12 protein-coding genes are annotated in these 12,953 nt (G+C 67.8%); 9 read left to right on the plus strand and 3 right to left on the minus strand.

The features are described 5' to 3' along the window. Positions 1 to 11: 11 nt before the first annotated feature. Entirely contained in the window at positions 12 to 845 is an 834-nt protein-coding gene (locus tag ACYVDN_RS18155; RefSeq protein WP_460574000.1) for a phosphoenolpyruvate hydrolase family protein, read from the minus strand. A 34-nt stretch (positions 846 to 879) separates the two neighbouring features. Further along, positions 880 to 2,097 carry a Tm-1-like ATP-binding domain-containing protein gene (locus tag ACYVDN_RS18160; RefSeq protein WP_460574002.1) on the minus strand — a complete coding sequence of 406 codons (1,218 nt, stop codon included), beginning with the start codon at positions 2,095 to 2,097 and terminating at the stop codon, positions 880 to 882. Positions 2,098 to 2,161: 64 nt separating this feature from the next. Between ACYVDN_RS18160 and ACYVDN_RS18165 the strand changes: the two genes are divergently transcribed. From ACYVDN_RS18165 to ACYVDN_RS18200, 8 genes are all read left to right on the plus strand, one after another. Beyond that, on the plus strand, positions 2,162 to 3,613 hold the full coding sequence (locus ACYVDN_RS18165) for an aminotransferase-like domain-containing protein (RefSeq protein WP_460574004.1): 1,452 nt from the start codon (positions 2,162 to 2,164) through the stop codon (positions 3,611 to 3,613). Between the two features lie 90 nt (positions 3,614 to 3,703). Then, a complete protein-coding gene (locus ACYVDN_RS18170) occupies positions 3,704 to 4,162 on the plus strand; it encodes a cupin domain-containing protein (protein WP_460574006.1) in 459 nt (152 codons plus the stop codon). Further along, positions 4,159 to 5,163 carry a Gfo/Idh/MocA family protein gene (locus tag ACYVDN_RS18175; RefSeq protein WP_460574008.1) on the plus strand — a complete coding sequence of 335 codons (1,005 nt, stop codon included), beginning with the start codon at positions 4,159 to 4,161 and terminating at the stop codon, positions 5,161 to 5,163. Before ACYVDN_RS18170 ends, ACYVDN_RS18175 begins: the two co-directional genes overlap by 4 nt. Further along, positions 5,160 to 5,909, plus strand: a complete 750-nt coding sequence (locus tag ACYVDN_RS18180) for a sugar phosphate isomerase/epimerase family protein (RefSeq protein ID WP_460574010.1) — start codon at positions 5,160 to 5,162, stop codon at positions 5,907 to 5,909. The genes ACYVDN_RS18175 and ACYVDN_RS18180 overlap by 4 nt, the downstream gene beginning before the upstream one ends. 108 nt (positions 5,910 to 6,017) lie before the next feature. Then, complete coding sequence (locus ACYVDN_RS18185) at positions 6,018 to 7,286, plus strand: sugar ABC transporter substrate-binding protein (protein WP_460574012.1); 1,269 nt, start codon at positions 6,018 to 6,020, stop codon at positions 7,284 to 7,286. Next, a complete protein-coding gene (locus tag ACYVDN_RS18190) occupies positions 7,283 to 8,224 on the plus strand; it encodes a carbohydrate ABC transporter permease (protein ID WP_460574013.1) in 942 nt (313 codons plus the stop codon). The genes ACYVDN_RS18185 and ACYVDN_RS18190 overlap by 4 nt, the downstream gene beginning before the upstream one ends. Next, positions 8,221 to 9,051: a carbohydrate ABC transporter permease gene (locus ACYVDN_RS18195; RefSeq protein WP_460574015.1), complete on the plus strand. Its 831-nt coding sequence runs from the start codon at positions 8,221 to 8,223 to the stop codon at positions 9,049 to 9,051. The genes ACYVDN_RS18190 and ACYVDN_RS18195 overlap by 4 nt, the downstream gene beginning before the upstream one ends. A 161-nt stretch (positions 9,052 to 9,212) precedes the next feature. Beyond that, positions 9,213 to 10,505 carry an alpha/beta hydrolase family protein gene (locus ACYVDN_RS18200; protein WP_460574024.1) on the plus strand — a complete coding sequence of 431 codons (1,293 nt, stop codon included), beginning with the start codon at positions 9,213 to 9,215 and terminating at the stop codon, positions 10,503 to 10,505. A 142-nt stretch (positions 10,506 to 10,647) separates the two neighbouring features. Here the strand turns inward: ACYVDN_RS18200 and ACYVDN_RS18205 are convergent, their stop codons facing one another. Next, positions 10,648 to 11,541, minus strand: coding sequence for an LLM class flavin-dependent oxidoreductase (locus ACYVDN_RS18205; RefSeq protein ID WP_460574017.1), 894 nt, complete (start codon positions 11,539 to 11,541; stop codon positions 10,648 to 10,650). Between the two features lie 137 nt (positions 11,542 to 11,678). Here ACYVDN_RS18205 and ACYVDN_RS18210 point away from each other — a divergent pair, with 137 nt between their 5' ends. Next, positions 11,679 to 12,872 (plus strand): S1C family serine protease, encoded by a 1,194-nt coding sequence (locus tag ACYVDN_RS18210; protein WP_460574019.1) that lies wholly within the window; start codon positions 11,679 to 11,681, stop codon positions 12,870 to 12,872. Positions 12,873 to 12,953: the final 81 nt, after the last annotated feature.

Raw genomic sequence — 12,953 nt, forward strand, 5'->3', positions numbered from 1 at the left:
ACGACTTCGGGCTAGGCGAAGCTCACCTGGGTGAACTCCCGCACTGCGGCGGTCAGTGCGCGCTCGGTGGGGAGCCGCTCCATGGAGGATGCCCCGTAGAAGCCGTGCAGGCCCGTCGCGTGCTGCAGCACATACTGGGCATCCGCCGGCTCGGCCACCGGGCCACCGTGCACGAGCACGATGACATCGTCGCGAATGGCCTTCGCGGCCGCCGCCCACTCGCTTGCTGCGACGACGCAGTCGTCGAGGGTGCGCGAGGTCTCCGCTCCGATGCTGCCGCCGGTGGTGAGGCCCATGTGGCACACGACGATGTCGGCGCCTGCCCTGGTCATCGACTCGGCATCCTCGACCGAGAACACGTAGGGGGTGGTGAGCAGATCGAGGTCGTGCGCACGCTGCACGACCTCCACCTCGAGCCGGTAGCTCATGCCGGTCTCTTCGAGGTTGGCGCGGAACACGCCGTCGATGAGCCCGACGGTGGGGAAGTTCTGGATGCCCGAGAATCCGAGTTCGCGCAACTGCTTCAGAAAGTGGTCGGGGTTGAGGAATGGGTCCGTGCCGTTCACGCCGGCGAGCACCGGGGTGTGCTTCGGAACCGGGAGCACCTCGCGGCCCATCTCCACCACCAGCTCGTTGGCATTGCCGTAGGCGAGCAGCCCGGAGAGCGACCCGCGCCCGGCCATCCTGAACCGGCCCGAGTTGTAGATGATGATGAGGTCGGCGCCTCCCTCTTCCTCGCATTTCGCGGAGAGACCCGTGCCTGCGCCTGCCCCGACGATGGGACGGCGATCGGCGATCTTGCGGGCGAAACGTTCGAGCAGGTCGGCTCGGGGGATGAACGGCATCTCTTGTTTCCTGGATGGTCGGGATCGCGGACGATCAGCGGGTGGTGATTGCGGCGTGCAGTGCGTCGACGACGGTGTCGGCGAACGCGGGGTCGTTGACGTCGGTGTCGACCTCGACGAGGGAGACCGGCGAGTCGGCGAGGCCGGAGCGGATGGCGTCGAAGAGTCTCCGGTCGGCCTCGGCGTCGTAGAAGGGCCCGCCATCGACCGCGATCGCGGAGATGCCGCCCAGCGGAAGGAACACCGTGGTCGGCCCGGTCGCCGCTTTGGCCTTCGCTGCGACCTCGGCACCGAGCTCGGCGCACTCGTCGGGTGTGGTGCGCATCAGCGTGACGCTCGAGTTGTGCTCGTAGAGGTTCCTGTGCCGGAATCGCTCCGGCACGGTGTCCATCGGGCCGAAGTTGACCATGTCGAGTGCGCCGACCGAGATCACCTGCGGCGTTCCGGTTCGTCCTGCGGCCGTCAACCGGTTCGGGCCGGCGTCGAAGACGCCGCCGACCAGGTGATCGGCGAGCTCGGTGGTCGTCACGTCGAGAACCCCTGCGAAGAATCCCTGGTCGCACAGGGATTCCATTGCACGTCCGCCGGCTCCTGTCATGTGGAAGACGAGCACCTCGTAGCCCAGCGACTCCAGGCGCTCCCTCGCGCGGGTGACGCACGGCGTTGTCACCCCGAACATGCTGGCCGCCACCATCGGCTTGCCGGCGCTCTCGTCGACGGGCGGTGCGCCGACCATTCCGGCCATCGCGGCAGCGGCATTGCGCAGGATGCGCAACGAGATGCGGTTCAGCCCGGCGATGTCGACGATGCTGGGCATCAGGATGAGGTCCGTCTCGGCCACGTACATCTCCGTGTTGCCGGATGCTGCGGTCGAGACGATGAGCTTGGGAAATCCGACAGGGAGGCCGCGGAACGCCGTCGCGGCCAGCGAGGTGCCACCTGTGCCGCCGAGCGCGAGGGCGCCGTCAATGCGCCCCGACCCCTGCAGCTCGGCGACGATGCTCGTCGCGCCGGTCGCCATGATCGCCATCGCAGCGCCGCGGTCTCCGGCGGCGACCAGAGCCGCGAGATCGCCGCCGCCAGCCGCAGCCACCTGCTCGCGCGAGATGTCCGGCTCGAAGCCGGCGGAACCGAGCACGCCCGTGTCGACGACGACGGTGTCGACGCCCGCGGCGTTGAGCCGATCCCGCACGAACGCGTACTCGTCCGCCTTGGTGTCCAGTGCGCCGACCAGAACCACCGTTGGTGCCATGGATGATCATCCTTTCCTCGTCGATGGGTTGATCACGACGCTCGGTCGCCCCAATAATGTGCGGATGACCACGGAGACTGCGAGTGCCAATTCCTTCAGATTGGCGGCGATCGGTGCGAATCGCCTGGTGAGACTGCTCGGAGACTGGGCGCACGGGGACGGTCCGCTGCACGAGCAGCTCGCCGCGCAGATCCGGCAGCTGGTGCGCGCGGGCGCCATCACGTCGGGCACTCGGCTTCCCTCGGAGCGCTCCCTCGGCATGGCGCTGAACCTGAGCAGGAACACCGTGACGAAGTCGCTCGACCTGCTCCGCGGCGAAGGTCTTCTGGTCAGCAGGCAGGGCGACGGCACCTACGTGATGGTGAGTCGCAGGCATCTCGGCCCGGTGCGAGGGGATGACCGGCTTCGCTCGTTCGTGTCGGATGCTCCGCAGAGCCTCGACCGCATCGACCTGCGTTCGGCCGCCATGCCAGGCCTGCCGATGGTGGCCGACGAGATCAACCTGCTCGACGGATCCCGCACCCGCCAGCTCGTCGCGAGCCACGGGTACATCCCGTCCGGACTGCCCGAGCTCCGCGAGGCCGTCGCCACCTACTACAGCAACCTCGGGCTGCCGACCGCCCCAGAGCACATCCTGATCACCTCAGGGGCGCAGCAGGCGCTGCGCCTGGTCGCCTCGTCGTACATCACCCCGGGGGCGACGGTGCTCATCGAGGAGCCGTCGTTCCGCGGCGCGATCGAGTCGCTCAAGGCGCTCGGAGCGCGGCTGATCGGCGTGCCGTCGGGCGGCGACGGCATCGACGTCGACGCGCTCGCCTCCGAGGTCGCAGCACGCAACCCGGTGTTGATCGTGCTGCAGTCCACGGTGCACAATCCGACCGGCTCGGTGCTCGACCGGTTCCGTCGCAGCCGCGTCGCGTCGATCGCCGACCGGTACGGGGTGCCGGTCATCGACGACGCGACGCTGTCCGACACCATCATCGACGGCGAGCGTCGCCCCCTTCCCCTGGCTGTCGGAAGCGATCTGGTGCTCACGGTCGGCTCGATGAGCAAGTCGTTCTGGGGCGGCCTGCGGCTCGGCTGGGTGCGGGCGCAGCCGGAGCTGATCGGCGAGTTCATCGCGCTCAAGGGCGGCGAAGACCTCGGCACGTCGGTGCTCGCCCAGCTGCTCGCGACCCAGCTGATGCCGCAGATCGAGCGGGCGAGGGATGAGCGATTCCGCACTCTTGTCGAGGGACGCCGGCTCGCACTCGCCGCACTCGAGGAGCTGCTGCCCGAGTGGACGCCGCAGGTGCCGACCGGGGGAGGATCGCTGTGGATCCGGCTCCCGCAGAACGGTGCAACGGCCTTCGCACAGCGGGCCGAGCGGGTCGGTGTGCAGATTCTGCCCGGTCCGACCTTCTCAGCCGAGGATCAGCTCGACGACTACGTGCGGCTCTCGTACGCGGCCGATCCGGCGCTCGTCGCGCGCGGCATCCAGCTCCTCGCCGAGACCTGGGACTCCACGGAGCACTGACGGTCTTCATTGGCGCCCCACAGACAATTGGAGGCCACCTGATCATAATTGGCCCTCTCGCTGGCGAATGTGGCCCTTGAGGATGTCGTAGTGACGGCAGAGCAGCCGTCATCCCCCATCCCGGGATCCGCCTGGCGCGAATCCCACTCGAAGGAGTTCGCCATGTCCGAGATCCCTGCCGCCCAGAACCGTGGTCGGGGAGGTGTGACCCCCGCGTCGTCGGCGGTCGTCGAGCCTCAGAGCTGGGGCCGACTGGAGTGGATGGTCTCCGACGCCATCGGCAACTCCGACACGATGACCATCGGCAAGTGCTTCATCGAGCCGGGTCAGCACAACCCGCCCCACCACCACCCGAACTGCGACGAGGTGCTGCACGTGCTCTCTGGCACCATCCGGCATCGCGTCGATGACGAGTACGTGCAGATGGGTCCCGGCGACACCATCTCGATTCCGCAGGGAGCCATCCACAACGCCGAGAACATCGGTGAGGATGTCGCCGAGTTCGTCATCTGCTTCTCGACCGCCCGCCGCGAGGTGGTCGGCGAATGACTCGCCATCGCGTCGCGATCGTCGGTTGCGGCAACGTCAGCGAGATGCACTTCCGCGGCTACCTCGAGCGGCCGGACCGCGTCGAGATCGTCGCCGCTGTCGATCCGGCGCCGGAGCGCCGAGCCTGGGCGACGGAGAACTTCGGCGTCACCGACACGTACGCGAGCATCGACGACCTGCTGAAGGGCGCCGACTTCGAGGTCGCAGCGGTGTGCACGCCGAGCACGGTTCGGCTGGAGGCGGTGCGCGAGCTCGCCGCGGCGGGCAAGCACATGCACGTCGAGAAGCCGATGGCCGACGACATGGCGGAGGCGCGCGAGATCGTCCGCGTCGCGAACGATGCGGGGGTGCTGCTCGCCGTCGACCAGAACTTCCGCGACCACTACGCCTTCGGGCTCGCACGGGACGCCATCCTGGCCGGCCGCATCGGGCGAGTGCTCGGCATCGACCAGAGCGAGCTGATGTGGCGCGAGGTCCTCGGATGGCGAGCCGAGGCACGACATCACGCGCTGGCAGTCATGGGCGTGCACTGGTTCGACGGGTTCCGCTACCTGGTCGACGCGTCCGGCGGATCCGATGCCGACTGGCTCGTCGCGCGCACGTTCATCCACCCCGCGATGAGCACGGCCGGGGAGACCGACGCGTTCGTGCAGGTGCACTTCGGCGACATCCCCGTGAACTACACGCAGAGCTTCGCGAGCCGCGTCGAGCGCGTGGAGACCATCGTGCTCGGCGAGACCGGCACGCTGCGCCTCACGTACGGCGCGCTCGAGACCCACACAGCGGACGGCGTCGAGACCGTGTCGAACCCGTGCGCAGGCCAGGGCAAGCCGATCTCGGCCTACCGCAGCCTGCAGCGGCTGCTCGACGCCATCGAGAACGGCGGCGAGCCGGAGAACTCCGGCGAGGACAACCTCAAGACGCTGTCCCTGCTGTTCGCCGCCTACGAGTCGGCGCGCACCGGTGAGCCGGTCGCGCTCGAGAAGGGACTCCTGTCATGAACCGCATCGCCTTCAGCAAGCCGACCCGCGACGACGCCGAGCAGACGACACTGCTCGAGGGCTTCCGCACCGCCGGGTACGACGGGCTGCAGCTCAAGATGTCGCAGTTCACTCCGTGGCTCGGCGACCCGGAGGGCTTCCGTTCCCGCTGGCAGGAGCCGGGCGTCGCGTCTGCTGTGATCTTCTTCGACGTGCCGGATGCCGCGGGCGAAGAGCGCCTCGCCGAGGTCATCGACTTCGCCGCTGCGGTCGGCTCGGAGCGTGTCGTCTACTGCCAGAACCGCACCCACGACGGCGTCACGGACGACGTGCTCAGGGGGTACGCGCGGTCGCTCTCCGCGCACGGTCGTCGTGCACGCGACAAGGGCGTCGCCCTCTCGCTCCACCACCACTTCGACCAGCCCGTCATGACACCGGACGACGTGCGCGCCTTCTTCGGGGCCGTCGAGGATGACGCGGTCGGCCTCACCGTCGACACTGCGCACCTCGCGAAGTCCGGCGTCGCAGACATCCCCGCGTTCATCGCGGAGTTCGCCGGCGTCATCGACAACATCCACCTCAAGGACTACGCCGACGGTGAGTGGCGGTTGGTCGGCCGCGGCGGGCTCGACCTCGACGGCATCCTCGGCGCGCTTCGCACCGCCGGATACGACGGCTGGATCTGTGTCGACGAGGAGTCCACCACGTCCCTCGGGGACGGACTGCGGCTGTCCAGGGAGTGGATGACCGCGCACTCGGAGGGCTAAGGCGCCCTCCTCACACCTGCAACACCTGCACCACCCCTGCGCCTGCGGCACCCGTAGGTGTGGGTACCCCGCACCCTGCGGGCGACTTTCAACGATGAAGGAGGAACGATGTCAGCATCACGACGTGGTCGGATGCGGTCACGAATCGCAGCACTTGCAGTGGCGGCCATCACGGTCGCCGGATTGGCGGCGTGCGCGCCGGGCGGAAGCGGAGCCCCGAAGGATGCCGCACAAGACACGTCCGGCCCGGTCAAGCTCACCTGGTGGGACTACTACCAGCCGGGCACGACGTCGTCGGACGAGTTGGATGCCCAGCTGAAGGAGTATCAGAAGGAGCATCCCAACGTCACGATCGACCGGCAGTACATCGCCTACGACGATCTGAAGAAGACGTTGCTGCAGTCGGCCGGCGCCGACTCGCTTCCCGACGTCGTCATCATCAACTCGCCAGACCAGCAGCAGTTCGCCGAGACCGGCATCGCCGCCGATCTCACGAAGCAGCTCAAGGCGTGGGGACAGCTCGACAAGTACCCCAAGGGGCTCATCCAGTCCGCGATGTACGACGGCAAGTACTTCGGCCTGCCGATCACCGCGAACTGCCTCGCGCTGTTCTACGACAAGAAGGCGCTCGCCGACGCCGGCCTGAAGCCGCCGACGACCTGGGACGAGCTCAAGTCGGATGCCAAGGCGCTGACCACCAAGGACCGGTACGGATTCGCGTACTCGGCCATCAACAACCAGCAGGCCGTCTTCCAGTGGCTGCCGACCCTCTGGCAGTCGGGAGGCGACCTCACCAAGGTGAACTCGGCGAACGGCGTTCGTGCCCTGCAGCTCTGGAGCGACCTGATGAAGGACGGAAGCGTCTCGAAGGAGGCGCTGAACTGGGATCAGACCGGGGTCGAGCAGGAGTTCGCCCAGGGCCGCGCCGCGATGATGATCAACGGTCCGTGGCAGATCCCGACGATCGCCAAAGAGGCCCCGAACCTCGACTACGGTGTCGCGCTCCTGCCGAAGGACAAGGAGTCGGCATCGGCGCTCGGCGGCGAGAACTACATGGTGATCAAGGGCCCGCACCAGGACGCCGGATGGGATGTCGTGAAGTGGCTGCAGAACAAGCAGCGCCTCGAGTCGATGGCGAAGGCGGCCGGCAGCCTGCCGGTGCGCACCGACCTGAAGCCGTTCGATGACTCCGCGGCCATCGCGACCTTCACGGATCAGCTCCAGGTCGCACGGCCTCGCGCGTACGGCGCCAACTACGCGGAGATGGCCGATGCGGTCGTCATCGCGATGCAGTCGACGCTCACCGGGTCCAGCTCGGCGCAGGACGCGCTGGACAAGGCGGCGACGACCATCAAGCCGCTGCTGCCGAAGCAATGACGTCGTTCACTTCTACGATCGGTCGGTCGTCCCTCACGGGGCGGCCGGCCGGCCGGCGTCTCTTCCGCCGCTCGACGCGCTACCTGTTCGTTGCGCCTGCGCTGCTCTACCTCGCGCTGTTCATGTTCTATCCGCTGCTGTACACGTTCAACCTCAGCGTGTTCGACGTCAACGCGGGCAACTTCGTGCAGGGCGGGGCCCCCTTCGTCGGGCTGCAGAACTACATCGACTTCATCTCGTCGCCGGACTTCGCGTCCTCGCTGGCGATCACCCTGATCTTCACCGTCGGGTCGCTGCTCTTCCAGCATGCGATCGGCTTCGCCCTCGCGATGTTCTTCAACCTCGGGTTCCCGCTCTCCGGGTTGCTGAGGGCGATCATGATGGTCGTCTGGGTTCTGCCTGCGGTCGTCTCGGCGAGTCTCTGGCGCTGGATGTACGCAGGCAGTTACGGCGTGCTGAACGCGCTTCTGGGTTTGGTGGGCATCCACTCGACGCAGTCCTGGCTGGCCGACCCGTCCACGGCGCTTCCCGCCGTCATCATCGCGAACATCTGGGTGGGCATCCCGTTCCAGATGATGATGATCTACGCCGGGCTGCAGACCATCCCGACCCAGCTGTACGAGGCCGCGGCCATCGACGGTGCCTCGGCGTGGCGCCGGTACTGGAGCATCACGGTGCCGATGATGCGGCCGGTCATCCTGACCGCTCTGCTGCTCGGGTTCGTGCACACCTTCAAGGCGTTCGACATCATCTACGTGATGACGTCTGGCGGCCCGGCGAATGCCACGAACGTTCTGTCGATCGCGGTGTACAAGCTGTCGTTCGAGTACTTCCGGCTCGGTGACGGTGCCGCGGCGGCGAACGTGCTGCTGGTCATCCCGCTGGTGCTGTCGATCATCTACCTCTTCTACAGCCGCAGAGAGGAGCGGGGACTATGAGCCTGACGCGTCATCGCTGGGTGCTGACGGTCATCGGTGTGCTCATCGTCGGTGTCTTCGTCTTTCCGCTCTACTGGATGGTCACGACCTCGCTGAAGGCGCCGTCTCAGCTCTTCACGAGTCCGCCGACCTGGTTCCCGACCTCTCTCGACTTCGGCAACTACGTGACGGCCGTGTTCGCGAACTCGCAGATGATCCGGTCGCTCGGCAACAGCTTCGTGATCAGCATCGGCACCACCGTGCTCACGCTGCTGATCGCGGCCCCAGCCGCGTACGGGTTCGCGCGGCTGAAGCTGCGCTGGACGGCCCTGCTGCTCCTGCCGTTCCTGCTCGCGCAGCTGCTGCCGACCATCAACATCGCACTCCCGATGTTCGCTCTGTTCAGCCAGGCAGGGCTGACGAATTCCCCGTGGGGCCTGATCCTGGGCGACACGGTGACGGTGCTGCCGTTCGCGGTCATCGTGCTGAGGCCGTTCTACCTGGGCATCCCGCGCGAGCTCGAAGAGGCTGCCGAGGTGGATGGCTGCAACCGCTGGCAATCCTTCTGGCGCATCGTGCTCCCGGTGGTGCGTCCCGGTCTGGTCACCGTGATGGCGTTCGCCTTCGTGATGACCTGGGGTGAGTTCACGCTGGGCATCACGCTCAACCCGCGTCAGGAGGCGCAGCCGGTGACGGTCGCGCTGAACACGTTCATCGGGCAGTACGGCACCCAGTGGGGACCGCTGATGGCGGCGTCGACGGTGATTGCGATACCCATCGTCGTGCTGTTCATCGTGTTCCAGAGGTTCATCACGAACGGCATGGCCGCCGGCTCCGTGAAGGACTGAGTCGCCAGCCCCACCCACCCCAAGTCGTCGCCACTTGTTGCGGAATCCCATTCCGGGTACCCGCAACAAGTGGCGACGACTCCGGGTCACGCGCCAGGATCGAATCGGGGATGCCCGACGAGGGCGCCGTCTCCGCTCTCACCACGACAAGGAGGCCGCCGATGATCGCTGCCGAGTACACGATCCCCGGCATGCACGTGCGCGATCACCTCGTCACGGTGCCGCTGGATTGGACGGGTGAGGTCCCCGGCGAGATCGAGGTCTTCGCGCGCGAGCTCGTCGACCCGGTGCGGCGCCACGAGGAGCTGCCGATCCTGCTGTACCTGCAGGGTGGCCCGGGCGGCAAAGGCCCGCGGCCGACCGAGCCGGAAGGCTGGATCGGCGAAGCGTTGCAGACCCATCGGGTACTGCTTCTCGATCAGCGCGGCACCGGTCGGTCATCCCGCATCCAGAGCAGCACGATGGATGCCCTGCCCGGCCATCACGCACGTGCGGAGTATCTCGGCTTCTTCCGCGCCGACTCGATCGTGCGCGACGCGGAGCACCTGCGAACGACGGTGTTCGGCGGACGCCGCTGGAGCACGCTTGGTCAGAGCTACGGCGGATTCCTCACCCTCACGTATCTCTCGCAGGCCCCGGAGGGTCTGGCCGCCTGCTACGTGACCGGCGGTCTCGCATCGCTGCACCCCGACGCGGCGGAGGTGTATCGACGCACCTACCCGCGCACGGCGGGGAAGAACCGCGAGTTCTACGCCCGCTACCCGCACCACGTCGCGACGATGGCCCGCATCGCCGACCGCCTCGCCGCGGGAGACGTGGTGCTTCCCGACGGGGACCTGCTGACGGTCAGGCGCTTCCAGTCGCTGGGCATCGACTACGGCATGAAGCCCGGATACGAGCGGATGCACTACCTGATCGATGAGGCATTCGTGGCGGACGAGCTCAGCGACACCTTCCTCGACCAAGTGCAGTCGCGCAGCTCCTACGCCGACAATCCGCTGTTCGCCGTGATGCAGGAGTCGATCTACGGCGATGTCGACAGTGGGATGACCGAGTGGGCGGCGCAGCGCGAAAGGGACCGTCATCCGGAGTTCGCCGAGGATGCCCGGCCGCTGCTCATGACGGGCGAGATGATCTACCCCTGGATGTTCGAGGAGATCCGGGCTCTGCGACCGTTCCGCGGCGCGGTCGAGCTGTTGGCGTCACGGCCGGAGTGGTCTCGGCTCTACGACCTGGACAGGCTCGCGGCGAACGAGGTACCGGTCGCGGCGGCGGTGTATTTCGACGACATGTACGTCGACTCCGGCCTGCAGCTGGAGACGGCCAACGCGGTCGGCAACCTGCAGGCATGGGTCACCAACGAGTTCGAGCACGACGGCGTGCACCGGTCGCAGGTCTTCCCGCGCCTCGTGGAGCTGGTCGCCCAGCGCGGAGGCCCTCTCCGCGACGAGTGACGCCCGCCCCACCACCATCCCCACCCTCACATCCGCACCCTCACCCGCACATCCCCACCCTCAGGTCGTCGCCATTTGTTGCGGAATCCTGTGCTGGGTACCGGCAACAAGTGGCGAAGACTTCGGGTTACGCGCGCGTCGCTCAGCGGTAGCGGTCGAAGCGCGACGCGATCTCGGTGAGCATCGCCTCCGAGCCGGCGTAGACGCCCTCCCGGCGAGGCCAGTGCACCACGAGGTGCGTGAAGCCGAGGGCGTCGGCGCGGCCGACGGCATCCTCGAACTCGTCGACCGAGTGCAGCGGGAAGCGGGCGCCCCCGATGGAGTCGACGGAGAGGTGACGCTCGATCGAGCGCGGGTCACGGCCGTGCCGGAGCAGAGCCTCGTCGAGGCGGCCGGTCAGGCCCTCGATCGCCGTCCACCACTCGTCGTCGGTCGTTCCGCCCGGGCCGTTGGTGATCCATGCGTCGCCGGTTCGGGCGACGAGGTCGAGGCCGCGCGGCCCGTTCGCCGCGATAGCGAACGGCAGCCGTGGCTTCTGCGCGGGGATGCCGACCATGCGGGCGCCGCGCGCGGTGTACCACGTGCCCTCGAACTCGATTCCCCGGCCATCCTGTTCGAAGCGCAGCAGCCGATCCAGCAGCGCGACGAACTCCTCGAACCGGTCGTGGCGTTCGCGGGGTGAGTATTCGCGCTCGCCGAACACGAGCGCATCGTGTGCGGTCGCCGACCCCGACCCCACCCCGAGCACAGTGCGGCCGCCACTGATGTCATCCAGAGTCGCGAGCTCTTTCGCGAAGAGCACGGGATGACGGAAGTTCGGATTGCTCACGAACGTGCCGAGTTTGATGCGCTCCGTCACGGTCGCGGCGGCGGTGAGCAGCGGCATCGTCGCGCCCCAGGGCTGGCCGGAGAGGTCGCGCCAGGAGAGGTGATCGTAGGTCCACGCGTTGTCGAAGCCGAGCTCCTCGGCCGCCCGCCAGCGCTCCCGCGCCACCGGCCAGGTCTCTTGAGGAAGGATCACGATTCCGAAGCGCATGGTTCGAGCATAGGAGCGCCCCTCCCGCGACACCGTGCCGCATGGATACAGTCGAGTCGTGCGGGCGTTGCAACGCCTCGCCAGGATGCCGTGATCGGGGTCAGCACCGCTCACGGCCGACACGTCAGGGGTGCGGGATGACCGATCCGAACGCAGGCCAGGGTTCGACGAACGACTCTGCGGACACCCCGTCGGGGTCATCCGCTGTCTCGTCGGATGCCGGGGCATCCGAACCGCGCAGGCCCGGTCTGCCGGCGTGGCTCGTCTGGCTGGTCGCCGCGATCATCGCGATCGTGCTCGGCATCGGCGCGGGATGGCTCGGTGGATGGCTGGCACGGGGTGGCACAACGGGCTCGACATCCCAGAACGCCTCCGGCACCACGGGGCCGGGTTCGTGCGACGCCGTGCGCATCGCGAACGAAGTGCTGCCGACCATCGTGACGATCAACGTCTCTGCGCCGGGCGGCAACGGGGTCGGAAGTGGCGAGATCATCCGCAAGGACGGATATATCGTCACCAACAATCACGTGATCTCCTCAGCGGCGAACGGAGGCGACATCGCGGTCACATTCTCGAACGGGCACACCGAGGCGGCGAAGCTCGTCGGACGCGATCCGCAGTCCGACCTGGCCGTGCTCAAGGTGAGCTCGAGCTCCGAACTGCCCGTCATCGACCTCGGCAACAGTGAGAACGTCTCTGTGGGCGAGCCGGTCGTCGCACTCGGCGCACCGCTCGGCCTTTCCAGCACGGTGACCGCCGGCATCGTGAGCGCCCTCGGCCGCAACGTGCCCGTGCCGACCGACAACGGCCAGACCACCACCCTGGCCGGCGCCATCCAGACGGACGCCTCGATCAACCCCGGCAACTCGGGTGGCGCCCTCGTCGACTGCGACGGCCATCTCGTCGGTGTGAACACGGCCATCGCGACGGTGCCGAACGAAGAGGGGACTGGCGGCGGCGGCTCCGTCGGTATCGGCTTCGCGGTGCCGGTCAACTTCGCGAGCCGCATCGCGAATGACCTGATCACGAACGGAAAGGTCGTCTACCCGTACTTCGGTGTGCAGGTGACGCCGATCCCTCCGGCCGTCGCCGAGCGGTGGGGTATCGAAGACGGCCTCTACGTGCAGTCCGTCGATCCGCAGGGGTCGGCCGCGAAGGCCGGCCTGCAACAGGGCGACATCATCACGAAGATCGACGGCCAGGCGGCGAACCGCGCCGACGTGCTGACGACCCTGTTGCTCACCAGGAAGGCCGGCGACACGGTGCAGCTCACGTACGTGCGCGACGGCACCGAGCACAACGTGACCGCGACGCTGGTCGGGCAGCCGTAGGGGTTCTGCGGCGCTGCGTCCCGCACCGCCGCCGCACCCCGCCCCCGGCACCCCGCCCCGCCGCCGCCCCCCCGCCCCCCC

The organism is Humibacter soli (assembly GCF_054779035.1).